Annotated in this window: 27 protein-coding genes; 8 read left to right on the top strand and 19 right to left on the bottom strand. The window is 59.4% G+C overall.

Going from position 1 to position 26,886, the window contains the following annotated elements; all coding sequences use genetic code 11:
• Positions 1-5 precede the first annotated feature (5 nt).
• The gene (locus K6T50_RS16725; protein WP_222609550.1) at positions 6-1,748 is read left to right on the top strand and encodes a cytochrome c oxidase subunit I; all 1,743 of its coding nucleotides are present in this window, start codon (positions 6-8) and stop codon (positions 1,746-1,748) included.
• Positions 1,749-1,792: 44 nt separating this feature from the next.
• Here the strand turns inward: K6T50_RS16725 and K6T50_RS16720 are convergent, their stop codons facing one another.
• Positions 1,793-2,836 (bottom strand): hypothetical protein, encoded by a 1,044-nt coding sequence (locus tag K6T50_RS16720; RefSeq protein ID WP_222609382.1) that lies wholly within the window; start codon positions 2,834-2,836, stop codon positions 1,793-1,795.
• Between the two features lie 269 nt (positions 2,837-3,105).
• Between K6T50_RS16720 and K6T50_RS16715 the strand changes: the two genes are divergently transcribed.
• On the top strand, positions 3,106-4,329 hold the full coding sequence (locus tag K6T50_RS16715; protein ID WP_222609381.1) for an RNA-guided endonuclease TnpB family protein: 1,224 nt from the start codon (positions 3,106-3,108) through the stop codon (positions 4,327-4,329).
• 504 nt (positions 4,330-4,833) lie between these two features.
• Positions 4,834-5,142, top strand: a complete 309-nt coding sequence (locus tag K6T50_RS16710) for a hypothetical protein (protein ID WP_222609380.1) — start codon at positions 4,834-4,836, stop codon at positions 5,140-5,142.
• 108 nt (positions 5,143-5,250) lie between these two features.
• Here the strand turns inward: K6T50_RS16710 and K6T50_RS16705 are convergent, their stop codons facing one another.
• The 4 genes from K6T50_RS16705 to K6T50_RS16690 form a co-directional block, all read right to left on the bottom strand.
• Complete coding sequence (locus K6T50_RS16705) at positions 5,251-6,324, bottom strand: DUF2249 domain-containing protein (RefSeq protein ID WP_222609379.1); 1,074 nt, start codon at positions 6,322-6,324, stop codon at positions 5,251-5,253.
• A gap of 299 nt (positions 6,325-6,623) precedes the next feature.
• Positions 6,624-7,529 carry a DUF7847 domain-containing protein gene (locus tag K6T50_RS16700; protein WP_225935477.1) on the bottom strand — a complete coding sequence of 302 codons (906 nt, stop codon included), beginning with the start codon at positions 7,527-7,529 and terminating at the stop codon, positions 6,624-6,626.
• Positions 7,526-7,978, bottom strand: a complete 453-nt coding sequence (locus K6T50_RS16695) for an ArsR/SmtB family transcription factor (RefSeq protein ID WP_222609378.1) — start codon at positions 7,976-7,978, stop codon at positions 7,526-7,528. Before K6T50_RS16695 ends, K6T50_RS16700 begins: the two co-directional genes overlap by 4 nt.
• 89 nt (positions 7,979-8,067) lie before the next feature.
• A complete protein-coding gene (locus tag K6T50_RS16690) occupies positions 8,068-8,874 on the bottom strand; it encodes a DUF7847 domain-containing protein (RefSeq protein WP_222609377.1) in 807 nt (268 codons plus the stop codon).
• Between the two features lie 348 nt (positions 8,875-9,222).
• On the opposite strand from K6T50_RS16690, the gene K6T50_RS16685 reads away from it, so the two are divergent.
• The gene (locus K6T50_RS16685) at positions 9,223-9,930 is read left to right on the top strand and encodes a hypothetical protein (RefSeq protein WP_222609376.1); all 708 of its coding nucleotides are present in this window, start codon (positions 9,223-9,225) and stop codon (positions 9,928-9,930) included.
• Positions 9,931-10,244: 314 nt separating this feature from the next.
• Positions 10,245-10,679 carry a DUF488 domain-containing protein gene (locus K6T50_RS16680; protein WP_222609375.1) on the top strand — a complete coding sequence of 145 codons (435 nt, stop codon included), beginning with the start codon at positions 10,245-10,247 and terminating at the stop codon, positions 10,677-10,679.
• A 315-nt stretch (positions 10,680-10,994) separates the two neighbouring features.
• Here the strand turns inward: K6T50_RS16680 and K6T50_RS16670 are convergent, their stop codons facing one another.
• From K6T50_RS16670 to K6T50_RS16645, 6 genes are all read right to left on the bottom strand, one after another.
• Positions 10,995-13,436: an amino acid permease gene (locus tag K6T50_RS16670; protein WP_222609374.1), complete on the bottom strand. Its 2,442-nt coding sequence runs from the start codon at positions 13,434-13,436 to the stop codon at positions 10,995-10,997.
• Between the two features lie 47 nt (positions 13,437-13,483).
• Entirely contained in the window at positions 13,484-14,341 is an 858-nt protein-coding gene (locus K6T50_RS16665; protein ID WP_225935476.1) for an alpha/beta fold hydrolase, read from the bottom strand.
• Positions 14,342-14,563: 222 nt separating this feature from the next.
• Entirely contained in the window at positions 14,564-15,115 is a 552-nt protein-coding gene (locus K6T50_RS16660; RefSeq protein ID WP_222609372.1) for a hypothetical protein, read from the bottom strand.
• 74 nt (positions 15,116-15,189) lie between these two features.
• Positions 15,190-15,612 (bottom strand): hypothetical protein, encoded by a 423-nt coding sequence (locus K6T50_RS16655; protein ID WP_222609371.1) that lies wholly within the window; start codon positions 15,610-15,612, stop codon positions 15,190-15,192.
• Positions 15,613-15,648: 36 nt separating this feature from the next.
• Entirely contained in the window at positions 15,649-16,458 is an 810-nt protein-coding gene (locus tag K6T50_RS16650; RefSeq protein WP_222609370.1) for a CPBP family intramembrane glutamic endopeptidase, read from the bottom strand.
• A 91-nt stretch (positions 16,459-16,549) separates the two neighbouring features.
• On the bottom strand, positions 16,550-17,323 hold the full coding sequence (locus tag K6T50_RS16645; protein ID WP_222609369.1) for a CPBP family intramembrane glutamic endopeptidase: 774 nt from the start codon (positions 17,321-17,323) through the stop codon (positions 16,550-16,552).
• Between the two features lie 298 nt (positions 17,324-17,621).
• On the opposite strand from K6T50_RS16645, the gene K6T50_RS16640 reads away from it, so the two are divergent.
• The gene (locus K6T50_RS16640) at positions 17,622-18,005 is read left to right on the top strand and encodes a DUF4260 domain-containing protein (RefSeq protein ID WP_222609368.1); all 384 of its coding nucleotides are present in this window, start codon (positions 17,622-17,624) and stop codon (positions 18,003-18,005) included.
• 133 nt (positions 18,006-18,138) lie between these two features.
• On the opposite strand, the gene K6T50_RS16635 is transcribed toward K6T50_RS16640, so the two are convergent.
• Both K6T50_RS16635 and K6T50_RS16630 read right to left on the bottom strand, forming a co-directional pair.
• Positions 18,139-18,993: an ABC transporter permease subunit gene (locus K6T50_RS16635; protein ID WP_222609367.1), complete on the bottom strand. Its 855-nt coding sequence runs from the start codon at positions 18,991-18,993 to the stop codon at positions 18,139-18,141.
• Entirely contained in the window at positions 18,990-20,012 is a 1,023-nt protein-coding gene (locus K6T50_RS16630; RefSeq protein WP_222609366.1) for an ABC transporter ATP-binding protein, read from the bottom strand. Before K6T50_RS16630 ends, K6T50_RS16635 begins: the two co-directional genes overlap by 4 nt.
• Positions 20,013-20,364: 352 nt before the next feature.
• On the opposite strand from K6T50_RS16630, the gene K6T50_RS16625 reads away from it, so the two are divergent.
• Positions 20,365-20,787, top strand: coding sequence for a rhodanese-like domain-containing protein (locus K6T50_RS16625; RefSeq protein ID WP_222609365.1), 423 nt, complete (start codon positions 20,365-20,367; stop codon positions 20,785-20,787).
• A gap of 61 nt (positions 20,788-20,848) precedes the next feature.
• Here the strand turns inward: K6T50_RS16625 and K6T50_RS16620 are convergent, their stop codons facing one another.
• The 4 genes from K6T50_RS16620 to K6T50_RS16605 form a co-directional block, all read right to left on the bottom strand.
• Positions 20,849-21,508: a helix-turn-helix domain-containing protein gene (locus K6T50_RS16620; protein ID WP_222609364.1), complete on the bottom strand. Its 660-nt coding sequence runs from the start codon at positions 21,506-21,508 to the stop codon at positions 20,849-20,851.
• A gap of 122 nt (positions 21,509-21,630) precedes the next feature.
• The gene (locus K6T50_RS16615; protein WP_222609363.1) at positions 21,631-22,284 is read right to left on the bottom strand and encodes a sensor domain-containing protein; all 654 of its coding nucleotides are present in this window, start codon (positions 22,282-22,284) and stop codon (positions 21,631-21,633) included.
• A 32-nt stretch (positions 22,285-22,316) separates the two neighbouring features.
• Entirely contained in the window at positions 22,317-23,138 is an 822-nt protein-coding gene (locus tag K6T50_RS16610) for a CPBP family intramembrane glutamic endopeptidase (RefSeq protein WP_222609362.1), read from the bottom strand.
• Positions 23,139-23,757: 619 nt separating this feature from the next.
• On the bottom strand, positions 23,758-24,222 hold the full coding sequence (locus K6T50_RS16605; RefSeq protein WP_222609361.1) for an alpha/beta fold hydrolase: 465 nt from the start codon (positions 24,220-24,222) through the stop codon (positions 23,758-23,760).
• A gap of 148 nt (positions 24,223-24,370) precedes the next feature.
• Here K6T50_RS16605 and K6T50_RS16600 point away from each other — a divergent pair, with 148 nt between their 5' ends.
• The gene (locus tag K6T50_RS16600; protein WP_222609360.1) at positions 24,371-24,727 is read left to right on the top strand and encodes a YbjQ family protein; all 357 of its coding nucleotides are present in this window, start codon (positions 24,371-24,373) and stop codon (positions 24,725-24,727) included.
• A gap of 111 nt (positions 24,728-24,838) precedes the next feature.
• On the opposite strand, the gene K6T50_RS16595 is transcribed toward K6T50_RS16600, so the two are convergent.
• Together K6T50_RS16595 and K6T50_RS16590 are read right to left on the bottom strand one after the other, a co-directional pair.
• Positions 24,839-25,303, bottom strand: coding sequence for a DUF7970 domain-containing protein (locus K6T50_RS16595; protein WP_222609359.1), 465 nt, complete (start codon positions 25,301-25,303; stop codon positions 24,839-24,841).
• Positions 25,303-26,193: a ParA family protein gene (locus K6T50_RS16590; protein WP_222609358.1), complete on the bottom strand. Its 891-nt coding sequence runs from the start codon at positions 26,191-26,193 to the stop codon at positions 25,303-25,305. The genes K6T50_RS16595 and K6T50_RS16590 overlap by 1 nt, the downstream gene beginning before the upstream one ends.
• Positions 26,194-26,886 lie beyond the last annotated feature (693 nt).

Raw genomic sequence — 26,886 nt, 5'->3', positions numbered from 1 at the left:
GAGTAATGGGCGTGTTTCTGCTCCTTGTGGTTCGGTGGCTGGTCAGCATCGAAAACTGGCGGTCGTACTCTCTCTCCGCCGGCGGGTCCAAAGCCAGCCATCACGAACAAGAGCACGTAGAGAAACCGAGCGGACTCATTCGATGGATAACGACTGTCGACCACAAGGATATCGGACTCATGTACGGGGTGTTTGCGGTGCTCTCGTTCGCGTGGGGAGGGATCGCCGTCGTCCTCATGCGGACGGAGCTGACGACGCCGCCAGTTGACCTGCTCAGCGAGACCTTCTATAACGCCCTGATGACGACCCACGGGATCACGATGCTGTTCCTGTTCGGCACGCCGATCCTGGCCGCGTTCTCGAACTACCTGATCCCGTTGCTGATCGGCGCCGACGACATGGCGTTCCCACGAATCAACGCCATCGCGTTCTGGTTGTTACCGCCCGGGGCGCTGCTCATATGGGGCGGGCTGATCCTCGAGCCGTTTCAGGTCGGCGTCGAAGGCGCCCAGACCGCGTGGACGCTCTATGCGCCCCTCTCAGTCCAGCAAACGAACCCCGGTGTCGACCTGATGATCCTCGGGCTCCATCTGACCGGCGTGAGCGCGACGATGGGTGCGATCAACTTCATCGCGACCATCTTCACCGAGCGCGGCGAGGACGTCACCTGGGCGAACCTGGACATCTTCTCGTGGACGGTCCTCGTCCAATCCGGCCAGATCCTTTTCGCGTTCCCGCTGTTGGGGAGCGCGCTCGTCATGCTGCTGCTCGACCGTAACTTCGGGACGACGTTCTTCGCCGTCGAGGGCGGCGGGCCGATCCTCTGGCAACACCTGTTCTGGTTCTTCGGCCACCCCGAGGTGTACATCCTCGTGCTCCCGCCGATGGGACTTATCAGCTACATCCTCCCGCGGTTCGCTAGCCGGCGGCTCTTCGGGTTCAAGTTCGTCGTCTACTCCACGCTCGCACTCGGAGTACTGAGCTTTGGCGTGTGGGCACATCACATGTTCGCGACGGGGATCGACCCGCGACTCCGCGCGTCGTTCATGGCCGTCTCGATCGCGATCGCGATCCCCAGCGCGGTCAAGACGTTCAACTGGATCGCGACGATGTGGGGCGGAAAGATCCGATTGGTAACGCCGATGCTGTTCTGTATCGGATTCATCGCGAACTTCATCATCGGCGGCGTCACGGGCGTCTTCGAGGCGGCGATCCCCGTCGACCTCGTGCTCCACGACACGTACCACGTCATCGCCCACTTCCACTACGTCATCATGGGCGGGATCGCGTTCGCGATCTTCGCCGGGATCTACTACTGGTTCCCGCTGGTCACCGGGCGGTGGTACCAGCGAACGCTCGGGAAGTGGCACTTCTGGCTCACCATGATCGGGACGAACATCACGTTCTTCCCGATGGTGCTGCTCGGCTACGGCGGCATGCCCCGTCGGTACGCCGGATACGACATCACAGTCGGTCCGGTTGGCTACTTCGCTGACCTCCACCAACTCGCCACCCTCGGGGTCTACATCCTCGCGATCGGACAACTGATCTTCGTGTGGAATCTCGTCACCTCGTGGCTAGAGGGACGCCAGATCGAGGACAGCGACCCCTGGAACCTCGACGAACACGGACTGCGTACCAACGAATGGGGCTGGCTCGAACAGCATAGAGAGACGGCGCTCGTCGACGGCGGGTCGGAAAATACTGATTCAGAGTCGTCCGAGAAAACGTCGACCACGGACGATTGACGCCGGGTCCCCAGGTCGACTCGATCGGCCTCGGCGATGACCGATCACCGTGATCCCACCGCGATCATCAGCCGAATGACGAGATAGCTGTACACGACCGCACCCGTGAGAGCGAGTACGTTGCCCGCAGTCGCCAAGATTGTGACCTCCGCAAGCGTCCCGACCACGATGAATACGAGCCCGCCCAACAGGGCGACGATCACCAGCCACACGGTAGTCTCGGTCGCGCCCTTGAACCGACCCGCAGTGGGCGGGAAGAACTGCATCGCGAAGCCGATGATACACAACCCGAGAAACCCGAGGAGGTTCAGTTGAAGGTGCGAGGTGACCAGCTCGGAACTGACCGTTCCGAACGCGAACGAGAGGCCGAGTGACACCCCCGCGATCCCACAACCAACCCCGGCCAGAACGCCGAAGAGACCGACAGTCCGTCGATCCGATCGGGCGAACAACAGGCCGTACACACCCCCGAACCCGACCATCGCCGTCGCTTCGGCGATAGCACCGGCGATGAATGCCGGCCCGCCGCCGAGTCCGTACGCCAGCAATGCCGGGCCGAATGCACCCGCTGGAAGGACGACGGCGACGAGTTCCTTCCGCGCCGGAACGCCGAGGAATCGCGGGGCGATACGAACGCCGAGCGTGAACACGAGCAACGTCGCACCTCCGGCAGCGAGGAGGTGGCTGACCCGCGGAACGTATCCATCTGTGATCCCTGGGAGCGGAGATCCGTGCGCGAGCAGTTCGTACGATCCGACCAGTACGTACCCGAGGGCCACTATCATGAACGGGTTCGCATACCGGTCGACCCACTCCAACTCCTCCTTTCCGGCACCGGTCCCCGTCTCGCGTCCCGCTAAGTTGTCCCGGATCGTCCACAGGATCGTTCCCAGAAACACGATGACGCCCAGAACCCACGCAATTTCCCCCAAGCGTTCGACGAGCGGCGGACCGACAGGAAGGAAGGCCACCGCCATGAGTCCCGTTCCGGTCCCCGTCAACCCGAGTTGGATCGCCGGCGGCCACTTCGCATCCAGAACCCGTTCGAAGTAGGACGGGATCAGCAGATACCCCATCCCGAACACCATCTTCCTGCGAGGAGGGAATCCCGGTCTTCAGGCCGGGAGGGAATCCGACAACTGCCAAATTAAGCCCGTTCTGATGTTCAGACTGAATGCCAACCGTTATTTTTAACTTACGCAACTTCTTACGTTTTGGTGGATGAGAGCCGACTTCGATATGGAGCGAGGCGGGCCACTTCACGAAGTCGTGAAGCAATACGCCCGCGACCACGGGATACGCCACTCACGAGCGTACCCCGAACTCCTCCGCAAAGCACTCGAATCCGAAGGCTACGATGTCAACGACTCAGACAGCGAATAAGACGCTGGAGGCAACGCTCGCACCACCCACGCGGTGCAAAGAGCACCGCCTCCAGCACACGCTGTCCGAATACCGAGACGCACTCGACGACGCCTTCGATCAAGACTGTACGACGATGAGTGCCACGAACGACGTGGTGACACCGTACAACCTGCCGTACCAAGCGAAAGACGCCCTCAAATCCTACGTCCCGAAACTCCATAACACGTACAACGCGAAAGAGTTGGACGACGAACATCCGCTCAGATTCGTCAATCGGGCCGGGAAGTTCGACAGCGATTCGTCGCGCGAGTACGAAATCTGTTGGAACGTTCCCCAGCCCGGTCGCGGAACCAACTTTTGGATTCCACTCCGACGGAATCCAGACCAGCAAGAATTGTGGGACGACCTCCTCGATGATGAATCGAGTACCAAAGTGGGCGAACTTCGCTTGCAGAAACACCGAAAGACGTGGACACTCCACGTCTCCGTCGAATACGAAGTCGAAGACACCTCCGAACTTCCCGAGAATCCGACTCGGGTTGGGTTCGATATTGGCGAGTCGATGCTGGTCACGGGCTGTGCCCTCCAACACGACACTCCCACCAAACCGTTGCTCATCAACGGGAAGGAAGCCAAACGAATCCGTAAGGAGATGTTCACGACGCTCAAGCGTCTCCAAGAGCGAGACGCTTCGGAGTGGCGCGTCGAAGAACGCTTCTCGTACTACCAGAACCGACTCACGGACATCATCGAGAAGGCTTCTCGTGAGTCTGTAGAGTACGCCCAACAGTTCGAGAACCCCGTTATCGTGATGGAGGACTTGGCGTACATCCGCGAGTCACTGGACTACGGGAAGTACATGAACCGACGCCTGCACTCGTGGGCATTCGCTCGCTTGCAGGGACGAATCGAGGACAAGGCGAAGGACGCTGGTATTCCAGTCCGATACATTCATCCTCAATACACGAGTAAGACGTGCCACTCGTGCAAGCACCTCGGGTATCGGCCTCATCAAGCCGAGTTCAAGTGTAAGAACCCAGAGTGTCACGTTTCGACGTTTCAAGCAGACATCAACGCGAGTGCGAATATCGCACATCGCGTAGACCCGTGGGGAGAGAGCCTGCCGTGGAAACAGGTAGGCGATGACTCGCCACAGGACGGAAGCCGTTGTGACACGGCCACGACTCAGTGTGAGAAGAGCGAGACACCCTCGTAGATGACACTTACGCCGTTTCAAGAGTCGAAACTCACTGCCAGCGACGACTAACTGGCATTCCCACCGTGTGGGAAGCCCCGTCGTTCACGACGGGGAGGATGTCACATGAAACACGAACCCGAACAAAGCCAGCACGACCTCCGTCCGGCGCGGAACTCCCGCCAGTGCCCCGAGTCGCCACAGGACGAGCGAGATCGCGCTGAAGACGACGAACCGACGCGACCAGCGACTGCTGCCCCCTGACACCATATATGTCGGAGTTCGATCGATGGGCCATTCAGTATTTCGTGAAGGGGACTCGCCTCGGCCGTTCGTTTCGATTTTCAGGGAGCAGAGCTCACAGCTCTACTCGATCGATCGGAAACCGCTCCAACTGCTGACGAACGAGATAGAACGGAGGACACGACGGTTCTCCGATCTCGACGAACGTGAGATGGTCCGGATCTCGTCCTGCGAACACGTTCGCAGTCACGTACTTTCTCGTTGAGTGCGTTCACCGATTCAATGAGCGACAGGAGGGAGGAACTCGAGGACGTTGTTTCCGATCTTCGGGACCACGACGCTGTTGTGGATGCGTTTGTCGCGAAGAGCTTCACAGACAGGCTTGTGATCGTAGACATCGACGGCGCCGACGAGGTTCCGCCGGATGTGGTCGAACACCTGGCAGACCACGATCTCCGTGGGGCCGACGGCGTCTACTCGGACGGTGAGGGGCAGTCGTTTGCGGGGAGCGTCGGTGACAGCACGCGTCATCACTTTCTCGATATGCAGACTCGAGGGGCTCACCAGTCGTACGTCGTCGAAGTCGAGTAGGCGGACAGCTACTCGCGAGCCTTCCTGGGAGGCAGTTCGACTGGCTCAGTTCTCGAACAGAACATCGATCCGGGAGGCGAACGCCCAATATTCCGGATCGCCAGCCGATCAAAACGGCGCGCTCGGCGTCTCGTCTCGAGAGCGATCCGTTCGAGTACCGTTCTCTTTCCCGATGAGGACCCTGAACTCGCCGGACGCTTGCAGACGGTACTCCCAGTGGAATTCGTCCCCCGCTTCGGCTTCGAACTGGTGGTACAACGGTTTCGGATCGTGGTCATTGACCAGAACGAACCCCTCGCCGGGATCCAACCCGACGTACGTATCAAATATTTGTTCGTGACGTTGAGCTGGTGGAAGATCTCTGACATCTAGCTCTTCGGTGATCTCGATCTCCTCGTCCATTGTCGCCGTCGAGGATGCCTCCTCCCCGCCGGTTTGAGGTGTCTCTTCTCCCCGTTCGTCGACGGACTCGGTTTTCGTGATCTGGACACGACAGCGGCCCGGGTCTGATTCGACGACGTTCCAACTGAACGAGTCGTCGTATCGCTGGCGGAACTCTTGACGGAGCGGCCGTGGCTCATGCGGGGCGATGATCTCCATCGTTCCGCCGTCAGGGATCATTCCGTAGCGATGGTGGATCGTCGTATGCCGTTCCTGTTTCGGAATCTCACGGACGTCGTACTGCGTGACGACATCTCCGTTGTCGGCCGCAGAGGCGCCAGTCTTGGTGACCATGACGCGCCACTCGCCGGACCCCCTGCTACCGTACTCCCACCCGACAACCTCGCCATGCATCGATTGGAGCTCGTAGTACAACGGTTTCGGGTCGTGGTCGTTGATCAGAATGAACTCCTCTCCGGGAGCCAAGTCGTCGAAGATTTCGAGGAGAACCTGGTGTCGCCGCTGCGGTTTCAGGTCCCGGACATCGATTGTGGCGGGTTCATCAGCATCGATTGGTTCTTCGACAGTTACATCTAGGTTCCTCGGTTCTCCATCGGGATCAGCATACTCCCAGCTCAGGGCCCGAGCACTCTCGATCTGGAACCGGACCAGATCGGGATCGATATCTCGGGGAGCTACGATCTCGAGTTCGTCGCCGCTCTCCGCGGCCCGCAGGGCGTCGAAGAGCTGGTCACGGTGGTTCTCCTGAGGCCAATCACGCAGATCGATGTCCGTTGGCATCGGTACGTCCGAACCACTCGCGCCGTCCGCATGGTGCTTGCGTCGAAGATGTTCGGATAGCTCGATGAGATTGCTCGACGAGAAGCGCCGTAAACGCAGGCGAATCAATCGTCCGGAGGCGTTCATGTACATTATTAGAACTTCCAACGCGCTGCGAATACCCATACAAACACGTGTGAGCCGACAAGGGAACCAGTGTCCGCCACGAAGGCACACGACAGCTAGATTAGCCGGTTGTGTTCGCAGCGATCGTCTCCGAAGCGATGCAAGGGAATCCAAAACCCGCCACAACATCGGATTCACGACACTACTCCTTGGACGTAGATGTGTGCGTACGCGCTTGCCCACACGATCGACAGCAGTTCCCCGGCACTCGACGAGATCACACGCAACACAGGATGCACAAACGCCACCTCAGTTTCGAGCTGGGGGACAACTGTTGGTAAATAGAGGCTGAGCGCACTTCCGATCGCGATGACACCGACAAGCAAGAACTTCGTTCGGTAGTTCGTCGTGATTCGCCAGCTCACCCGTAGTGATTCGACAGGGCCGTACTGACCGATGACACACGCCTCGGGCGCGAACCAGAACTTGAACAGGAGAAAGAGGATCGGTACGACGAACACGATCACACCGACCGCTGCCGCGACAGGGAAACTGACCATCCCCACCGGGTTGATCGGGAGCGCGCCGACCAGAACGAGCAGCGGAAGCGACAGAAAGAACGGAATCGTCATCACCGAAAACACGGTTAGGAGGATGACGCCAACCAACGCCGGTGTGCGGGCGATGCTTCGACAGAGTCCCTCGCGTATCGTGACGGGGTCGCCGGTCAGTTCGCCCGCGACGATCGTTCCCACGTAGGCGCGGAGCGAGATGATGAACGCGAACGCAGTTACAGCCTCGATCATCCCGACCGCGGGCGTCGGGAGTAGCTCGATGGTGTCCGTCTCGAGAAGACGGTTGGCGAGGATGATCACGCCGGCGAAGGCGGGGATGGACCGGTAGGACCGAAACAGGCGAACCGACCACACGAGTGCGTCGAGGACGGTTCGATTGGTGGTGGTAGTCTCGATGTTGCGGCATTCGAGACACCCACAGCCATCGACATCATCCCGGGCCTTGATCGTCGGTGCTACGTCACCCGGGGGTGTGACGTGGCCGGTAGAAGTGCCTCGGGTCGGTGAGTCGGTGGAATCGCTCATTCACCAGTAATGAACTGAGAGAGCGATTCGCCGGCCGCAAGCAGAATCGACGGGGGACCGAGGAGCGAGGCGAAGGCTTTGAACGCGCGTTTGAGACTCGGCCGATCGTCCTCGGTACCGAGAAACAGGAGCGTCGGGTCTTCGGAAACGACGAAGACGCTCATCTCACGGCCTTTCTCCGAATAGCAGGTGTCGGTGACTTCGATCACGCCGGCCGATTCGAGGTTCTCCAAATGGTAGTGGACGTTCTGCACGCTTTGGTCGAGTTGCGCAGCGATCCGCGAGGGCGTCGCTGGCGTTTCGTTGAGCAGCCGAAAGATGTCGTAGGCGGTCTCGGAGGACAACGCTTCGATCACGCCCCGGGTCTCGTCGTCGTCGAGACTCAGTACGGCCGGGGTATCGCTTCGTTCGACAGTGGCGTCGGTTTGCGTCGGGAAGGGTTGTGCCATAGGTGAGGTAGCTTCTGTAGCATGCGGTCACGGGGACCCGGTTCGATCGGCGGTATTCGAACCTATCGTACGTAATTGTTGGTAGGTGTTTATGTCGATTCCGCAGCTGGTGAGATCGCGATCAACCGCATATAGTACGCCGTGTACACCGTATAGAAGTACGCGAAGCCGACCGCCGAGAAGGCGATCCCGACCGGAAGCAGGACGGCGATCGGCAACCCGAGGTCGATCGGTAGTATCTCGGCAGGTCCAGTGTCCGTCATCGTCCATTCAAGCAGGTATTCGGGGATGTAGAAGACATTCAGGAGGCCGACCCACACCAACGAGAACCCGGTGACGCTTTTCAGATTTGAACGGACGAGCCCGATGCTTCTGCGGAATGCATCAGTGACGCTCTCGTTTTCGATGACGATCGCCGTGTCGTAGAACTGCACGAACATGATGACAACGAGGATCGACACCAACCAGAGGAGCAGCGAGCCGACGCTTGCGACGAACGCAGCCATCTCGTTGATCGCAGCGATCGCCATCGTTCCGATACCGAGGATGAACGTGATGACTCCGAGTGCGATAGCGGTTCCAAGGAACAGTAGCACGAACAGCACAGTTGCGAGGAGCAGTCGGAGGTAATGAGTCCGGGCTGTAGTGAAAAAGTGAGTCAGCGACGCGTCCGTCCCGTCAATCGCAGCTCGGGCAGTGCCGATGAACCCGCCGAGGACGAACGGGAAGACAACCAACCAGGCGAGCGACGCACCCGCCGAGAGTAGCGGCGATTCGATCAGGCGATCGACGTATTGCAGTTGGCTTCCGGCCCCGACGAGGAGGCCGACGACGAGTAGGATCGGATTCGCACGGAGGGCGGTAAGTCCGTCTTTGAATGCGGAGACTGTGACCATCGTATCTACTGAGTACGGCTGTCACATATTAGCTCGAACGTAGTATCAAAACTAGATTTAACCATCCTACGTCCTCCTACCCTGTTTCGTGAGAGAATTCGATTTTGACAACCGACGTGCTGAACCCCGCTGCCACGCGTGAATCGGGAGGCTCTTCGTGACCGGTTGTCTCTACCCATGTTTTATTTTATCATTAAGCGTAGTCAACAACATGCCCTCCAAGTACAGTCGGGGGTTTGACATCACGACCGTGAGAGCCATCGTCCAGTATCGATACGCGACGACGGGTGAACGGTTCGGTTCGTCCGAATCCAGTGAACCAAGTTCACTCGTTTCAGAAAAGTGACGATGTCGATGTACGAACGGGGAGCGCCGGAAGAGCCCCTGATCACTGACCGGTGGTCCGGCGGCGTCGGGTGGCTCGCACATCCCGATGAAACCGGGCTGCGAGCAAGTCATGCCTTCGTCGGAGACGAGGGCGGTGTCTGGCTCATCGACCCGCTCGACGCCCCCGGTATCGACGACGAACTCGCGACCCTCGGGGAGGTGGCCGGCGTTGTTGTCCTCTCGAACTACCACGCCCGGGATGCCGATACCTTCGCTGCCCGCCACGAAGTTCCGGTCTTCGTCCCCCGGTGGCTATCGCGGGTAGCCGAGCAAATCGAGCGTCCCACCGAGTTCGTAGTCGACGAGTTCGGATCGTCCGGATTCAAACTCCGTCGGTGTGCGCCATTTCCGGGATGGGACGAAGCCATCGCGTACCGCGAAGCCGACGGAACGCTGTACATCCCGGACGTGTTGGGAACAGCACCGGTGTTCACCGTCGGAGACGAGCGACTGGGGATGTACCTCTTGTGCCGTCTTGCGCCACCTCGCGGCGAATTTGAAGATCTATCTCCTGAGCGAATCCTCGTCGGGCATGGAACCGGGTTGTTCGCTGACGCTCCGACTGCCCTGAACAGCGCGCTCGCCGGTGCGCGGCGGCAGTTCCCCACAGCACTCCTGCAGAACGGATGGGTGCAACTTCGGGCGCTAACAGCAGCGCTCGGGGATTAATACGGATGTTCGAACGAACGTAGCATCAAACGGGCTTCCCGTCACCTTCCCCGCCGTAAACGGCGGGGTTTCCCGCTTGTGTCTTGATGAGAACGATTGACATCCCCCTCACCGTTCACAACGGGGTGATGGCCTAGGAAATTTCGATACCGTCTCAGAGCTAGTTAGCTGCATAGTTTGAACAAAAACGACAAAGACTGGTCAAGAGTGCGATACGCGGGCTGTCACCACCAGGGGAGGCTGCTAGTTTGGGGGACACAGACAGCCACCGGGAAGTTCACTACGCTGGATGTTGAACAGACATTTCATAGACGATGACTTCCTCGAACCCTCTCGAGGATACGTACGTAGCGGCGCTGCAACACGATCTCGTGGAGGTTCCCGCAGAGGCAACGCTGGTTGGAGTCGTTCGGCGACCGACGGGCTGGTTCCGAACGACGGTCGACGAGAACTACCCGGCACTCGGCCCTCCAGATGACCTTCTCGACGAGTTCAAACAGCGCCACGAGGACTTCAAGATGCAGGGAATGTGTGATGAGGGCGCGCATAATGCGGCCTGGGACGAAGTCGGGTTTACGGACCGGTACCGATCACATCTGACCGACGCCGAGGAGGCCCAGGAGGCAGTCGGTGAACTCACGGACCGATTGCAGGATGGGGAACAGATCGTCTTCGTCTGTTTCGAGAACACTGACCAGAAACGGTGCCATCGAACGCTTCTGAAAGAACATATTGCTGCTGAGCTGTGAACCTAGCCTCTCAGTCACCAGATTGGGATGGCCCGTTCGCAACTGACGTACGACTGCTCCCCAGCGGACTTTTCTCAGTGCAGTGATATCCGCAGATCTCTTTTTCAGTTCATACTCGTAGGAACCTCTGGGACGTAGCAGGTGCCCATTGCTCATTAGAATACGCAGAATAAACAACTACGAATGCCAATCAACGCCTGTGGAGACTGCGCTCCCTGTGGATACCTGCGTGTCTGCAAAGCGCGTCGTGGAAGCAGGAAGCCCTACCCTCAAGGAGCGAACGGCGTCAGCCGTGAGCGAGTAGGGTAGGGTAGTTCACTCAGGCGAATTTCCGTTTCTGTCTTCTCGCTCGATCGCGTTCGGTGAACCAGTCACCCGCTCTCGGAGCTTGTCTACCGATTGCTGGAGCCGCGTTCCGACGTCAAGCCACCGTTTGGTCATGATGACGGTCGTCGGCGCACGCTCCGCGACGGTTTCGGGAATCGTCCCGAACACGAACTGTTGTATCACGCCTTCCCTCGTCGAGCCGATTATCGTAAGGTCGTGATCACCGCTTTCCTCGACGAGCGCGGAAACGACATCATCACTCTCAAGAAGCGTCTTTTCGACCGTAACGTCTTCCAGTGACGTTGTCCGGTCGGCAAGCATCGATTCCCCTTGCTGGCGAGGTGTCCCTGATGCAGCAGGGTCGATGACGTACACGGCATGAACGGTCGCTCCAGTATACCTGGCGATCGCGCCTGCCGTCTCGACCGCGAGTTCTGCGTGTGGCCCCCCGGCAATCGGGACGAAGATCGAGTCGACCACTCCATCCGCGTCCATCCCGAACTTCTCCACGAACACGTCACAGTCGGCCTCCTGAACGACCCGATCGACGTTCGTTCCGAGGACGACGTCGCGTCGCTTCGATCGGCGTCCTTTCCAACCGACGATGACCGCGTCGCTGTCGTTCTGGGTGATCGTATTCAGGATTGCGTCGGCAGCGTTGTGTCCAATCCGGATTGTCCCGCTCACAGGCACATCACGTTCCTCAGCAATCGACATCGCCCGATCCAGCACCTCTCGTTTCTCGTCGGTCTGTTCACGGCCTCGTGAGAGCGGTGTCTGGTCGGGGACTGTTACGACGCTCATGACCAGTATCTCGCCATCGTTGTCTTCGGCGAGCGTCATCGCCGTCCGCATCAGCTGCTTGACGTTGCGCGGGTTCGCTATCGGGACGACGACCTGATACCCCTCACCCGACGACCGGTACTCCGCGACCGCAGTCGGCGTCTCTTCTTCGAGTTCCTCGACCGGCGGCGTCCGGCGCTTCCAGGCGAACCAGACAGCGACACCGAGTGCTTCCACACCGAGGCCGATCAGCAACGCTGTGACTCCAACATTGAAAAGCAAGCCTAGGTTTGCGAGCACTGCAATCGCCGGGACAACTGGGACCAACGGAACCCGGAAGCCACGGTCGATGTCGGGGAACTTCCGTCTGGATTGGATCAGCGCGACGTTCACGAGACTCAGCCCGGAGAGGAGCAGGAAGTTAGCGAACTGGGCGAGCCCCTCGATGCCGAGATGTAATCCGAACAGCGGCTCGCTACCGGCCGCTTCACCGAAGATCACCGCAAAGACGACGATGTACGTGCAGATAACGCCACCCGTGAGCAGGACGGCCTTGTACGGTGTGTTGAACTCGGGATGGACGTCTTCGAACCCCCGAGGGAGGTGGTTTCGGCGCGCCATAGCGAGTTTGACCCGTGACCCCGCCATGATGGTCGCGTTCGCCGCTGAGAGCATCGAGACGAGCGCTCCCACAACGATGACGTAGAAGCCGAGCGGCCCGAGGTAGTATTGGGCGGCATAGCCCATCGAGACCTCGCCGTTATCGGCAACGTACTCCGCGGGTGGTACTCCGTCGAGTTGGACGTTGTCCGTAAGGAAGCTGAGGAAGGCCGAATCGTTGATGGCGAGAACGATGACGAGCACGACCAGGGTGTAGATCACCGTCACGATCCCCATGCTGAGATAGATCGCCCGGGGAATCGTCGAGCCGGGCTCTTTGATCTCTTCTGCGTTGGTCGTGATCGCTGAGAAGCCGAAGAAGGTGATAAACACGAGCGCGCTAGTCAACCCGATCTGGGCGACGTCGTCGATGTTCTCGGCGACCGACGTCGTGATGACGCCGGCGTCGAGCGTCTGGAGGCCGCCGTACAGAAAGAGTGCGAGCAGGGCGATCTTCAGCCCGGTCACGGTGATCTGGAACTGGTTCGACTCCTCGGTCCCCTTCAGGTTGAGGACAACGAGGAGCCCGAGAATGACGAGCCCAGGAATCCAGAACGGCAGGGCTTCCGGAATAGAGAGGACGGGATACATGAAGCGGTGGAACCACTCGGAGAAGCTAGCGAGGTAGAACGCCGCACTGGCGGGGTAGCCGAGAATCATCGTCCACCCCATGATGTACGTTATGTCAGTGTCGAATGTATTGGCGACGTACATGTAGCCGCCACCGCTCTCCTGGTAGATCGAGGAGAATTCCGCGTAGGAGGCGGCCGTGAAGCCCGCGACGACCGCCGCGAGCAGGAACGAACCGATGGCGACCGCGCCGACGTTGCTCACAGCCAGCCCGGAGAGAACGAAAATTCCCGCCGCGATCATCGTCCCGACGCCGATGGCAAGCGCACCGAGCAGACCGATTTCGGGATTGAGTTCTTCGGTTACGCTTTGGCCATGTTCTGCCTGTGTAGAGGAGGAAGTCGGCTCATCGGCCATTGGAGCGCATTAACTTGGATTGGTAAATACCTACATATACAGCGTTGTCAGCGGTGGTGTTCCAATACGTCGGGGACACTCCGGAGGAGCGTCTCTATGTGGTCAGCGTCATCGAGCACCCGAAGCTGCGCGGTCGGGAGTTGTGATTGGAGCCGTCGAACACTTTTGATTGGAACATTGGTGTCAGTGTCGCCATGCCAGAACCGGATTTTCGTGTCAATATCTTGCAGTAGAACTTCCCAGTCTGTCGCTGCAGCCTTGAACTCGGTTACTGCGCCGGAGCGACAACGGGCAAAGGCCTCAAGGAAATCTGCCTTGACAAGCCGGGCGGCGTCTTCGGGGATGGCATCGGTGTTTCCCGACGCCGTATACTGTTCGACGACAAACGATGGATCGGATCGCCTGGCGAGCCATGTCTGACCGCGAAAGAGTCCACGGAGGACAAGGGGCGCCGTCGTCGCCAATCCCGAGAGGAGTCGTTGGATGAAAGGTGGTTCCTCGGTGACGCTCGATGGGGTGGCACCAGCGACGATGTCGACCTCACGAACACGGTCTCCGTGTGTGGTGGCGGCTGCAAGCGCGTGTGGACTACCACCCGAGAAAGCGATAATCCCGGCTGTTTCTACGTTGACGTCGTCAAGGACTGCACGAACGACCGATCCCGCGTCGCGTATCGAGCGGTCCGACCACGGATCGGAGCGGCCGAATCCCGGCCGATCGGGAGCAATCACTCGGATACCTCGCTCACGTGCGGCCGGTTCAAGGAGTGAACCAAGCAGACGTGAACCGGGCGTTCCGTGGAAAAAGAGGACGGGTGTCCCGTCAGCATCACCATACTGAGCGTAGGCGAGTTGTTTATCGTCTGCGAGGGTAACTGTCTGAAACTGGTCACCGGGGTGTTCCACTGAGTCGCGCGGCGAATCGGGGACAGAGTGTTGCATTGTATTCGGGAGGGGCGCAGTTCGAGTTCGCGATTTTTCAGTTCAACCGATCGTTGTGGCGAGGCGAGACGGCGTCACTGCACTGAACACAGCAAACGGCCGGAGGGCTATTATTATCCATCGGAACGGACCACCTGTCGGGATTCAAAGCCATGGGTATTTGCCGTCTAGTTGGTTACCAGTTAGTTATACTATATTAGAAAGGACATTCGTCACGAGGGCCCCGCGGGCGTCGACTGGCCCGACCTGGAACCCCTCGGCGAAGTTCGTCAACAGGAACCACCGGTAGAGCAGTTCCTCGATCACCGATCCGACGAGGTAGGAGCCCACCGAGAGTAGGAACCAGTACGGAAACGTCCACTGCGGGACGCCACCGACGACGAAAACGCCGCATATCGTGATCCATCCGAGTGCCAACTGGACCACGAAGATGGCCGTCATCAGCGTGCCGCCCAGCACGAACCCGAACGTGAGGTCGGTCCACCACGCCCGATTTACGCGGAGGCCGAAATCGCGGAACCGCCGCCGATCGACGTACCGACCGGTCAGGTAGACGGCCACCGGGGTGGCAATCGCGCCGACCACGAGGTCGATCGCGTTCACGGCGATACTGCCAAAGGGGGTGCCTCGGAGTTCGAAGAGCGGTGACCGGCCCGTAACGACCGTTCCCAGGAGGCCGGACATCATGATTCCGAGGATCCACCAGAGGGCGAGTCCGGCGATGATTCGTAGCGGCATCCGGGGACGGTCTTCAGTGGCGTTCCAGACGAGTCCTCGTGGCTTCGCCCCCGCTCTCAGAATCCAACGCACATTCATGTTGACTCGCACCGCTTCGACGTGACGACGTTCCTGCTGCTGTTCTGGCTGGTCAACCGGAGTTCGAACACCAGTGAAGGACACTCGAACAGGTTCGACCACCGCGTGGTCTGCTTCCAAGCAGGAAGCCCACCCCGATCGTCTTCGATCGCGACCTTATAGGTGTCATCGGGATACCCCGCACTGGTGAACGACCGCCCGATTCCCGGTTCGACGTCCTCGCCGGCGAGCGATTCGACGACGCTACCGGCTTGGTTCGTGACGGTCACTGCGACCGTGTGTGTGGTTTCTTCCTCGTTTGTGACAGTAATTGTTAGGTCGCCGATTCCGTCCTCGGAGCCGACGCAACCGGCCAGTGCGACGAGAGCGCCGGCAGCGGTGGGTCCAGCGACGGCGCCGAGGAAGCGACGGCGATTCATGGCTTGCGAGCAGCGCTTCAGTGTCGACACGGTCGTTCACCGCCCTCCAGTCGAGACGATGCCCGTTTTCTGTGCACGGGTAAAGGACTTCGTGCCGTACACCGCGAGAATCGCGATGGCGAATGTGAGGTTCACTCCGACGAGAACGTACACGGAGAGGGGATTCCCCGTCACGCTCGGATGCAGCGCGATGAACGGGCCGAGCGTGTTGAACAGCCCGTGGAAGACCGTGACTGCGAGCACACTTCCGCCGGTGTTGTTGAACAGCCACGTAAAGACGAACGCGGTGGCGACGATCGACAGGCCCCAGAGTGCGAGTGGGAATCCGCTGTTGGCGTCTCCCGGGACGAACTGGAGCGGGATGTGCCAGGCGAACCAGCAGATCCCGAGGACGAGGCTCGCGGCGGCCGCCCCGAACCGCGTCTGCAAGAGGGGAAGCAGATAGCCACGCCAGCCGAGTTCTTCGCCCAGCGCGAGCACGAGTGTCACCAGCAGTGCAATCGGGACAATAGCGAGACCGAGTGGTCCGTCCAGCTGTGCCAGCGCTGGTGCAGGCTCGAACGCCCCTCCGAGGGAGAGATACGCTGCGTAGCTCACACCAAGCATGGCTGGTGCAAGCCCGAGTACGACGATCCACCAACGGAGACCGAACCGCCACGCAGTGAGTGGCCGGAACGCGGTCCGAAGGCCGCCGATACCGTTATCGTAGACGTGCAACACGATCGCGACCACTGCAGGCGTGAAAATCGCGAGTACCGATACTCCCGACGGTACTGCCACACCGATCCACCCACGGGCCGAGGCGATGACGGGAAGGTAGATGGCCAGCGCGAGCGCGAGTGTCAAGCCGACGAACGCACCAGCTCGCACAAGGGCGTCTCGTTCGGAGAGGTCCGAAACGAACCGACCGTCTTGGGACTCAGCTGCATCTCCCAAGTCACGCTCCGAGAGCAGCGACCAAGGCCAAGCTGAAGCCGATCGCGTTGATCAAGCTGTGGATCACGATGACCACGACGAGGTTCTGTGTGCGTTCGTAGATCGCACCGAAGATGACCGACGCGACACCGATGCTCAGGAGGGCGAACAAAACGCCCAGGGAGAGGAGATCAGATCCGCCAATCCAGTAGCTCGGAACGTGTCCCAGCGCGAAGCCGACAGAAACGATGGCGATGGCTGGCACCGGCCCCATCTGTTCGCGAAGGCGACCCTGGACGATGCCCCGATAGAAGTACTCCTCGATGGGCCCGATAATGAACAGGGTGCCAACGATCGCCAGTCCATACACGAGAACCGGACGTTCAGCGGCCGCAGCGCCACTGAAGTTCGTTGGCGGTGCGGCGTTGAACACTTGCATCCCGACCTGAATCAGGATTGTGGTTACAACCAAGATACCGATACCCGCGACGATCCAGCCGCTCTCGCGCACCGTCGGGAGCCATCGTGGCATGTGGACGGTAACCGGTCGGACGCGGTGGTACGCGACGCCAAGCAGGCCGACAGCTACAGTTGCAAGGAGTCCCCCGCCGATGAACGTGACCGCGAGGTCCCCACCGTACCCGAATTGTGCCTGGACGAGCTTGAAGCCCTCGACGATGGCTAATGGGGGAATTGCTGCGGCAAATAGCAGTCCGAGGGCGACGAGAATCGCCTGTCGTGGGCTATCGGTATCGGGGGACTCTCCGTCTGCCTGAGCGTGTATAGTAGTGGACATGATGAACGCAGCGACGATGCACGATGCTCCTGTTTCGCTTGCTTCTATCTATGTGGGCACCGGTACTGAAGAGGTACGCCGTACCAGTCCGTGGGTTAAATACGTCAATTGGGATTGAAGACTCACAACGGTGTGACCAGACCGCAGAATAGTGCCGCTTCAACTGTGATCTCGGGAGTACATCATCTTGCGACCAAACTATCGAATTCAACTCGTGTTTTTGAAACTATGCGATGATTCAACGCGCAGATACAGCAATCGACCCTGGATTCAAGAGTTAAGTCTGAGTGGATACCGTATGGAACCACGGAATTTCTTGCGTGTCGAAGGACTGGCTGTCTTGGGGATTGCGCTGGCTGGATATTTTACCCTCGATGGATCAGTTTGGTTGCTTCTCATTCTTGCGCTGGCCCCCGACCTATCGATGATCGGGTATCTCGCTGGTACTCGAGTAGGCAGTCTGAGCTATAATATCGTCCATACGTACACATTACCGCTCGCCCTCGGTGCCCTCGGCTTCTGGGCTGACATCCGAATGGCTCTCCTTGTCGCTCTGATTTGGGCAGGACACATCGGAGCTGATCGTCTCGTGGGATATGGTCTGAAATTCGAATCCGGATTCAAAAACACACATCTCAGTACCCAGCCTGCTCCGGTGGAAGCTTTCACCAAATCTGATTGATAATCGAGGGGAACAACCTAATTCTGTCATTATACTGGCCGTCTTGAGGGTTGATCTACGCTAATCGGTGAGTCGCAGAACCAGGATGCCATCCGGGTAGTGCGAATACGATAGCGAAAGCAGGACGATCTGATCAGAGGTCTGCGGCGGCAAATATCCGGTATCCGAGCACCAGCGGAACGACGAGCCAGACCACGAGCACGGCGACGCTGGCCCATCCCGTGAGGTAGAACGGGACCGGACCGTTCAGCATTCCACCGAGGCTCAGGGCTGCCGAAGTGCCGTCCCCGAGGAACCATCCGAGGGCGTTCTGGTAGGCAGCCGAGGGTGTCACGATGTTGAGGAAGGCATACCACCCCGGGACGGTCGTGAGGCCGTCGAAAGAGAACCCGTTCACGACGAACATGACCGCCGGGGCGAGGAGGTCGCCGAGGAACTCGAGGAGGACGAACACCCCGACTCCGAACGCCATTGCCCGTCCACCGCTCCCGGTCGTCGCGGAGACGGCGACCATGATGCCCACGTACACGAGGGCGAACAGGAGCGTAACCACGGCGAAGACCGCGTAGTCGACTGGCGAGAACGTCGGGAACAGCGCAACGATCACCGCCAGCGTGACGGCAAGGCCGACGAGGATGGCGACCCCGAGCACTGCGGTGCGCCCGACGAGCTTTCCGAGAATAACGTCCGCGCGGCTGTGGGGAAAGCCCAGTAGCAGTTTGCTGGAGCCACGGTCGCGTTCACCGGCGATCGCTCCCGCCCCGATGACGATCGCCGCGATGGAGACGAACAGCGTCATCGCGGCCAGCAGGAGCGTCAGGTAGCCGAGGGTGCTCAGTTCGCCGATATCCTGACTGAGTGCCGGAACCGTCGCATAGAGGACCGCCATCCCGGCCGAGAGGAGCACGAACACGCCGGTAATCGCCCAGAGGGCCTTCGAGAGCCGCGCGTCCTGGAAATCCTTCCGGGCAACGACAGCCCAGCTCATGTGCGCACCTCCGTGCCGTCGGTCGAGGAAGTCGCGAGTTCGGGATCATCGTCGTCGCTGCTCGCGGGCGTGACGTCGTCCGTCGTGTAGGCCGCGAACATCTCCTCGAGAGAGGTCTCTTCGATATCGAAGTCGACGACGGTCCCGCCAGCCGCCTCGACGGCGTGCATCACGGCCGTCTTCGTGGCCGGCGCACAGGTCACCGTCAGGCGAGTCTCGCTGTCGGTCTGGACACCGGTCACGTCCGGAAGGGTAGTGACCGCGTCGACCACGTCGTCGGTCACCGACTCGACAGTGAGGATCAGTCGAGCGTTGGTCCCGAGGGCGTCTCGCAGCGCGTCGATCGTGTCGACGGCGACGAGTTTTCCGTCTCGGAGGATCCCGACGCGGTCACAGACAGCCTCGACCTGTTCGAGGATGTGCGAGGAGAAAAACACCGTCGCCCCACGGTCGCGCTCGGCGCGGATGATGTCACGCATCTCGCGGGCTCCATTGGGGTCGAGCCCTGTCGATGGTTCGTCGAGGATCAGTAACTCTGGCGAGCCGGTGAGCGCCATCGCGAGGACGAGCCGCTGTTTCATGCCCTTCGAGAAGCCGCCGGCCTTCCGATCGGCCGCGTCGGCGATACCGACGCGCTCTAGCAGTTCGATCGGATCGTCGTCACTGCCTTTCGACGCGATTGCGAAGTCGAGATGCTGTCGGGCTGTCAGGCGATCGTAGAGGTGGTAGCCGTCCGGAAGCACCCCGACCGTCTGGCGCACAGCCAGTGAATCGGTCTGTGCGTCGTAGCCCAAGACGGTCGCCGTCCCTGCCGATGGGCGGACGAAATCGAGGAGAATGTCGATGGTCGTCGACTTCCCGGCACCGTTGGGGCCGAGGAATCCGAATATTTCGCCCTTACGTACTGTGAGCGAGACGTTATCGAGGGCAGTGACGTCGCCGTACTGCTTGCCCAGTCCAACGAGCTCGATGGCTACTTCGTCCGAGAGGGTATCACGTCGATACTCTGGTTCACTCATACGCAACAGATAGGATCGGTGACTGCAAGGCATCGCTCACCGTATCTATCCGTGTTTTATATCCCTCTCAAGACGAGCATCTGATCCGGATCGCTCCTTCGCCGCGACACACCGTTTTGGCTCAAGCGATGTATCGAGTGGGTAGCTCTGTTGAAATCCTCAACGATGGTTCCGACATGGGCGGTAAGTGTAGAGTACGTATTTAGCAAATAGCGGGATCTGTCTGGCCAGAGATCACTAGACGCGGTGGTAGAGCCATCAAAGGCAGGAACCAACACAAACGTGTTGTTGAACCGGAGGTCAGATGTACCGGTGAGGTTATCGTCTTGTGAGATGTATAACACGATAGATTATGACTAATGAACAGGGGACGAGTCGAATCACCAAGGGCTACAAGCAGTTGATTAGCGAAGCGGCCGAGGAGGTTGACACGTACTCGACAGCGGATGCTATCGATCGATTCGGTGACGATGACGTAACGTTCGTCGACGTTCGTGACACGACTGAGATTATCGAAAATGGTGAGATACCGGGCGCAATCCATGCACCGAGAGGGATGCTCGAATTTCACATTGACCCCGAAAACCCCTTCTTCATCGATTCGTTCGGAGAGGACTCGGAGTTCATCTTCGTCTGTGCCATCGGGAGTCGGTCGATACTTGCCGCCCAACGTGCCAAAGAGATGGGACTGGGTCGAGTTGCGACCATTGAGGGAGGGGCCAACGCTTGGAAAGAGGCGGGTGGCCCAGTCGACGAGCCCCGTCCGTCGATGTGATACAGGATTACAGGTTTAACCGGTCGTGACTCAGTTCTCCTCCTCGCCAAGCGGAAAGTCGTCACTCTTTGCTCTGACTCACGCGTAACGCATCGGCGATCAGGGTATGCTGTGCCCGGCGCAGGCGGTCGGAGAACGACTGAGCTGAAATCCCCAGTTCCTCGGCCACGTCGGCCATCGAAACGTCCCGAGGTAGATTAAAGAAGCCCATTTCCCAGGCCGTAATCAGCGCCTCCTGTTGCTTGGTAGTGAGCCCGAATCGACTGCCTGCCTTGGTATAGGTCATCTCGTGCAGACGTACCAGTTCGAACGAGAAGTCGTGGTCACGAAGGGCTGTGGTGAATGTACTGATCTGTGTGTGAGCATCGAAACGCATCCGGAGAAGCCATCCGCTCACATCGCCACTCGCGTTGAGAATTGAGGCCCCATCCCTCGTGTATTCGTGTACGAGCGTTTCGACTCGGTCCCGCCACTGTGCCCGGTATATTCTTCCCTGCTTCGCTTCATGAACACTCTGGAGCGAATCGACCGAGTCGTCCGTGCGGGCGGCAGTTTCGAAGGTAGTGTTCGACACGCCTGAGACGGCGAAGTACGGGCACAGGTGTTCTTTGTTCGAGGCGACATCCTGGTCGATATCGACGACCGTCTCTGGTTCGGCCGCGAACGTCTCGGAGAGTGCAAGGGCGCTCGGTGGAACGCGAAACTCTCCGAAGAAGCTCATGGAGAAAAACTTCTCAGCCAAGCTGAATAACTGTTCGGGAGCGTGCCTGCAGTGGCGAAAGAGGGGGCCTGGTTCGGTGCCGCGATGGGTAGTCCCTCTCGTCGGAGATCGTCACCGGGGGCTCACGACACTCCAAGAAATACCGTCGTGATTCTGCCGAATAATCGAGCGGCCTGGTTGAAGACGTAGGCGGTAGCCCCGAGTGTAACGATGCCGATGGGAACTGCTACGATCGCTTCCGGGAACGTATCGATCGTCCAGACACCGAGCTGAAGGCCTGGTTCGACACGGGAATAGGTGAGTGGGGCCGTAAGCAGCCCGAATGAGAGGGTCAGCCCTGTCACGACGAGCGCGAACGATGCGATTCCGATTGGGAGCTTCACAAACAGATAGCAAAGCCCCATCCACGTTGAACGCGCCAGCAAGCAAGTCCTCGCTCGTGGCCAGATATCTTCTTCGGCCCCAGTATCCACATCGTCGGGCGGTTGAATGGTAAGCCCGAGGAGGTCGTTTGCAAGACCGCGCTCAAACGATGCCAGCCTGCGACTCCCAACTACGACAGCGATCAAGAGTGGAATTCCGAGTAGCGTAATTACGAGGCCGATTCCGAGTGCCAATCCAGTCGTTAACAGGACAAAATATAGTATTCCGAAGGGGAACGCCAGCAGGAGATAGAGGAGATTTCGGTATGTCTGGGGGTGGATGACTGATCCGAGCGTCTGACTCAATAGTGACTGCTGTCGGCGATCCTCGGACGTGTGAATTGTTCGTGACATGATGTTTTGTGGTATACCTCTAAATATCAGTCCTACCCAGATATCCGTTCCAGAGTATCAGGACTGATCTCGGCTTCACCACCAGCTTGAGCGGCACGTCGATCCTGCCAGAGGAGCCATAGCCCCATCAGGCCGACCACGACTGACAGGCCGAGATACGCGAGGACGAACATCGTTGTTGCCTCAGCACCGATCGTGGCGGGGACCAGCGGAAGAGTGATGTCGGCAGCAACGTGCCAGACGACGAGCGGCCAGAGGCTCCCCAGTCGGAACGCAACAGCTGCCAGCCCGATCGCCATCGGAATCATCAGGAGGACCCCGATCAGCCAGTCACCGACCGATGCACCGAAGATCACCTGCGAAATGTGGGATAGTGCGAATAGCGCCGCAGTCACGAGGGCGGCGAACAATCGTCCCCTCGATTCGAGCGCACAGAGTAACACTCCTCGGTAAAGAAGTTCTTCGCTGAGACCAGCACCCAGTGCGCTCCCGACGACGATGACGAGCAACGCGGCCCACCCGGACAGTGTCGCCCCTTCAGTGAGCGAAACATCGGGAATGGCGATCCCAAACGCGAACGGGAGGGCCACGAACCCGAATAGCGGCACGAGATACACTAGCGCACGGCGATTGATCGGTGCGGTCAGACGGATCTTGCCCCACCAGCCGAGCCACGCGACGAGCCCGATGACGAATGCGACCAAGATCCAGTTGTTGATCAAGGAGACGCCATCGAGCGTGAGGCTCGGGAATACGGCGCCCAGTATGTATCGCGTGGCGATGAATAAGGCGACGATGAACCCGAGGGTTCCGACCGCGAAGCTCAGCGGGCGACGCTCGACGAAGGTTGTCATAGGAATAGAGACGTCTGAACAGCGCAAGTGTTCTCGCACCGTACTCGTCCGTGTTTTATATACTCGGTTGGCACCATCCGTGCCGTCCGACAACGAAAAGACGGATATCTCGAGCGGTAACTTCAGTCCTCGCCAGGGCCGAACTGTTCAGCCAGGAACCCCCGGATATGGTCGGTTACACGTTCCTGGCCAGTGGTCGAGAGGTAGTGCCGTTCGCCAGTCTGGGTGAGACATTCCACGAGTGCTGATAACGTCTGCTCGACACGCGGACGAATTCGACTCGCCGGGAAGAACGGGTCCCGTTCTCTCAAGATGACCAAGGTCGGCGTGTTGAACGTGGCCAGGTCTGCCGGGTCGTCCGGACCGGCGAATGAAGCCTGAAGATCGCCCGTCCGGAGTGTTTGCCCGACAGTCTCGATGACGACGTCGTCGACGGTTTCTATCGGATCACTAAACTAGGGGCCAGGGCACGAGTCAACAGCCCTCGTCGTGGGACCACCCGATATGCCAGCGACAGAACGACGATTCGAGCGAGAGCCGAAGAGAGGGGAGTGCCGAACCCTGCGGGAGCGACCAGTACGGTTGCAGTGATTCGGTCAGGGGCGTGAACTGCCGCCTCCTAGAGAACTCCCCCACCGTGAGAGATCCCGACCATGGCTGCCTGATCGGTTCCGAGACCATCGGTCACGTCGACGACCCACGGACCGTACTCGTCGGGTTCGTGCGGGTCGCTCCAGCCGGGCTGTCCGGGCGTATCCGGCGCGATGAGGTAGTACTCGCTGGAAAGTTCCTGAACCCACGCGAGGGTCACCGGATTCGTGACGTTGCCGCCCTGGAACACCACTACCGGCGGTGCAGTTGCATCCCCAGCAGTCAGGACGTGCGTTCGGCCTGCACTGGTCTCGACCCACCGGTCGGTAACGGGAACGTCGAGGAGTGCGCTGATGGCGTCGTCGTAGAGGTCCCCGAACCGAGACACGCTGGCAGGCCGAATACCACCGTCGACCGCGCCAGCAGTTGGCTCGGAGACTCCCGTGTTGTCGGTGGCGATCAGTTCGTGACCGGAGCGAACTCGTGTATTCATACCAGAGACACGTCGAGCGACGCGATATAGTTGCGTGGCCAGTAGTACGCATAGTGACCTATCCCCCCGATCAAGACTGTAGCCGCGCTACGTGTACGCCTAGATCACTACTGGTTTATCATCTCTACCCCCCCTCATAGCGGTGGATATGTCCTCAGAAGCCGTTTTGACAGATGTAGAGCAGTCACTCGTCGCCACCGTCACCACTGAGACTGTCGCGGGTCACGAGATCATGGAGGTGCTCGGTATCTCCCGGGGTAACACTGTCCGGGCACGGAATGTGGGACGCGATATCACCCAGGGGATTCGGAATCTCGCTGGCGGCGAACTCAAGGCCTACTCGACGTTGCTTGCCGATGCCCGAGATCAAGCAATCGAGCGGATGGAAGCGGACGCACTTGATATGGGAGCGGACGCCGTCGTGAACGTCCGCATGGAAACGTCGGAGGTCACCCAGGGCGCGTCGGAAGTGATCGCCTACGGCACAGCTGTCAAACTCGCCTAAAATACTCCGTGTCGCTCTTTCCCGGCCTACGATCCATATGCATTGAGAGCGCCGGTCTCAACTACCAGGAGGGGACTCCTTGATATAGCGATTATTGATTTATCGAGAGTGTCATTCGTCGAGATTCGAACCGAGTCCTCGAGCTTCCAGCACCTTATTCGCGACCTCTTCGGCGTGATCCGCGAGGACACGAAGCGCTGCGTCGTGGAGTTCTCGCTTCGACGTATCGCGGACGTCGTGGCGCCGTAGGGTGGGCTCAACGTCTATCGCCAGCGCGTCCTCGAACTCGTCCCACGCGCGTTGTCGGGCGTACAGCGGACGTTGTTTCGCTTCCTCGAACCCGAACGCTGGTTCGGAATGTGGCGAAGTGTCCTCACTTGTACTGGAAGATGATCCACGGGTTCCCGTCTCGTCCTGGCGGCGATTCTCGGAGTGTGAGCCCGGATCAGCGGTCAGATCGGCCTCTGTGACCGACGCGTCGACCGGTTCAGACGCGTCTCGTTCCTCCGCTGCATCCTGGGTTTCGGATTTCTCGTCCTCTGCTTGTTCTGCCTGGTCCAGATCGTCGAACGCCATCAGGCCACCACCTCACGCTCGCGAACCACGCCGCCGGTTTCGACGATCGCGGCCAGTTCGCCGTAACAGGAGAGTTGATCGCAGCTGGCGTCGTAATCGCGCAACGGGAGCCCCGCGTCGTTGGCGTCGTCGATCGCCGATCGATAGCGGATCCCGGGGAGCGGACCGTCGTACGTCCCCCCGTCGATCGCCGCCCAGTCCTCGTCGGAGATCCGACAGAAGTTCGGAACGACGGAATCGGCGATCCCCATCGAGTTGATCTCCTCCAGAAGCGCGCGATCGCGTCGGTCCTGGTCCAGTCGTTGCGATAAGCCCGACGGAACGACCGCGAGGATGTCCAACTCGAAGTACTGGCGCGCTTCTTTCACCAGCCGATTGACCGTGTTGTGGATGCCGGAGTCGTATCCCGTCTCCGGACGCACGGGGATAATGAGGTTGTTCGTCGCGTACAGGGCGTTTTCGTTGAGTTTCCCCTGGTTGGCGGGGCAGTCGACGACGATGTAGTCGTACTCGTCGCCGAGCAACGGCTCGACGACACGGGTGTTCAACCGCGTCGAACCACCCATCGCGTTCTTCAGTTGGGTCTGTACGTCCTCGAGGTCCTGATGTGCCGGAAGGAGGTCCAGACCGTCGACGACAGAGACGATCGCATCGCGTACGTCCCCGTCTTCGAGGAGGACCTCGTGAACGTGGTTCGTCTCGGCTTCGTACTCTTCGATAAAGCCGAGATTCTGCGTCATGTGACCGTTGTCGTCGAGATCGATGACGAGCGCGGACTCGTTCCGATGTGCCAACTCGCGCGCGAGGTTGATCGCGGTCGTCGTCTTCGCGAAGCCACCTTTGAGAACGCCGACCGCGACGGCGCGAGGTTGAGTGTCGTGTTCTGACATGGGATCACCTTCGTCGGCCACCGAGCGACGACGCCAGTGTGAGACAGGTAGCTGAGCGAGGTACCTCACCTCGTTCAAAATAGGCACCTATTCCGAAGTTTGTGCCTATTTTGTGTTCCACACCGGCCGTTGGATCGACGGGACGACATCGATCTGCCCGGTTACCGTGTTGTAGTCAGGGGTATCAGCGGATCATACAAGAAGGTACGCAAGACATCTGAGCCAGAAACCCGAGGTGAACCATCGAAGCTACCTATCTCAGCTAAGGTAGCTACGATAGGTAACTCACCTTCAACAGGTAAGTCACCTCCAATAGAGAAGATATCAATCGCAGGTACAGGAGGTGAGCCAACCACGCAAGGCACGCATCGTTCAGCCACACATTCTGAAAGAGCTAAGATAGGTGGGATAGCTATCTGATGTATCTTAGCTATTGTTCGTTGGTGAGAGGGATTCACAACCCGTGAATTGGTACGGAAGTGTGAGACTCGCGGCGTCAGCCACGCACCCGAGACAGATATTGGTCAGAGGCAAGTACAGAGGGTACGGAAGAATAGGTGAGATATCTACCTTAGGTACCTTACCTATCGGACGATTGGTGGGAGAGCATCATAACAGACACATGGACCAGAAGTTCGAGATCTGCATTGATACCCGCAAACCCGAGACAAGCAGTGTACAGAGGAAGACTAT

Source organism: Halobaculum magnesiiphilum (assembly GCF_019823105.1).
Lineage (GTDB): Archaea > Halobacteriota > Halobacteria > Halobacteriales > Haloferacaceae > Halobaculum > Halobaculum magnesiiphilum.
Note: the sequence above shows the minus strand (reverse complement) of the source record. Positions and strands in the feature narration are given on the sequence as shown.

Excerpts from the sequence above, each read along its gene's own strand:
- K6T50_RS16725 (WP_222609550.1), top strand. The coding sequence starts at position 6 with ATGGGCGTGTTTCTGCTCCTTGTGGTTCGGTGGCTGGTCAGCATCGAA.
- K6T50_RS16720 (WP_222609382.1), bottom strand. The coding sequence starts at position 2,836 with ATGGTGTTCGGGATGGGGTATCTGCTGATCCCGTCCTACTTCGAACGG.
- K6T50_RS16715 (WP_222609381.1), top strand. The coding sequence starts at position 3,106 with ATGTCAACGACTCAGACAGCGAATAAGACGCTGGAGGCAACGCTCGCA.
- K6T50_RS16710 (WP_222609380.1), top strand. The coding sequence starts at position 4,834 with ATGAGCGACAGGAGGGAGGAACTCGAGGACGTTGTTTCCGATCTTCGG.
- K6T50_RS16705 (WP_222609379.1), bottom strand. The coding sequence starts at position 6,324 with ATGCCAACGGACATCGATCTGCGTGATTGGCCTCAGGAGAACCACCGT.
- K6T50_RS16700 (WP_225935477.1), bottom strand. The coding sequence starts at position 7,529 with ATGAGCGATTCCACCGACTCACCGACCCGAGGCACTTCTACCGGCCAC.
- K6T50_RS16695 (WP_222609378.1), bottom strand. The coding sequence starts at position 7,978 with ATGGCACAACCCTTCCCGACGCAAACCGACGCCACTGTCGAACGAAGC.
- K6T50_RS16690 (WP_222609377.1), bottom strand. The coding sequence starts at position 8,874 with ATGGTCACAGTCTCCGCATTCAAAGACGGACTTACCGCCCTCCGTGCG.
- K6T50_RS16685 (WP_222609376.1), top strand. The coding sequence starts at position 9,223 with ATGTCGATGTACGAACGGGGAGCGCCGGAAGAGCCCCTGATCACTGAC.
- K6T50_RS16680 (WP_222609375.1), top strand. The coding sequence starts at position 10,245 with ATGACTTCCTCGAACCCTCTCGAGGATACGTACGTAGCGGCGCTGCAA.
- K6T50_RS16670 (WP_222609374.1), bottom strand. The coding sequence starts at position 13,436 with ATGGCCGATGAGCCGACTTCCTCCTCTACACAGGCAGAACATGGCCAA.
- K6T50_RS16660 (WP_222609372.1), bottom strand. The coding sequence starts at position 15,115 with ATGCCGCTACGAATCATCGCCGGACTCGCCCTCTGGTGGATCCTCGGA.
- K6T50_RS16655 (WP_222609371.1), bottom strand. The coding sequence starts at position 15,612 with ATGAATCGCCGTCGCTTCCTCGGCGCCGTCGCTGGACCCACCGCTGCC.
- K6T50_RS16645 (WP_222609369.1), bottom strand. The coding sequence starts at position 17,323 with ATGTCCACTACTATACACGCTCAGGCAGACGGAGAGTCCCCCGATACC.
- K6T50_RS16640 (WP_222609368.1), top strand. The coding sequence starts at position 17,622 with ATGGAACCACGGAATTTCTTGCGTGTCGAAGGACTGGCTGTCTTGGGG.
- K6T50_RS16635 (WP_222609367.1), bottom strand. The coding sequence starts at position 18,993 with ATGAGCTGGGCTGTCGTTGCCCGGAAGGATTTCCAGGACGCGCGGCTC.
- K6T50_RS16630 (WP_222609366.1), bottom strand. The coding sequence starts at position 20,012 with ATGAGTGAACCAGAGTATCGACGTGATACCCTCTCGGACGAAGTAGCC.
- K6T50_RS16625 (WP_222609365.1), top strand. The coding sequence starts at position 20,365 with ATGACTAATGAACAGGGGACGAGTCGAATCACCAAGGGCTACAAGCAG.
- K6T50_RS16620 (WP_222609364.1), bottom strand. The coding sequence starts at position 21,508 with ATGAGCTTCTTCGGAGAGTTTCGCGTTCCACCGAGCGCCCTTGCACTC.
- K6T50_RS16615 (WP_222609363.1), bottom strand. The coding sequence starts at position 22,284 with ATGTCACGAACAATTCACACGTCCGAGGATCGCCGACAGCAGTCACTA.
- K6T50_RS16610 (WP_222609362.1), bottom strand. The coding sequence starts at position 23,138 with ATGACAACCTTCGTCGAGCGTCGCCCGCTGAGCTTCGCGGTCGGAACC.
- K6T50_RS16605 (WP_222609361.1), bottom strand. The coding sequence starts at position 24,222 with ATGAATACACGAGTTCGCTCCGGTCACGAACTGATCGCCACCGACAAC.
- K6T50_RS16600 (WP_222609360.1), top strand. The coding sequence starts at position 24,371 with ATGTCCTCAGAAGCCGTTTTGACAGATGTAGAGCAGTCACTCGTCGCC.
- K6T50_RS16595 (WP_222609359.1), bottom strand. The coding sequence starts at position 25,303 with ATGGCGTTCGACGATCTGGACCAGGCAGAACAAGCAGAGGACGAGAAA.
- K6T50_RS16590 (WP_222609358.1), bottom strand. The coding sequence starts at position 26,193 with ATGTCAGAACACGACACTCAACCTCGCGCCGTCGCGGTCGGCGTTCTC.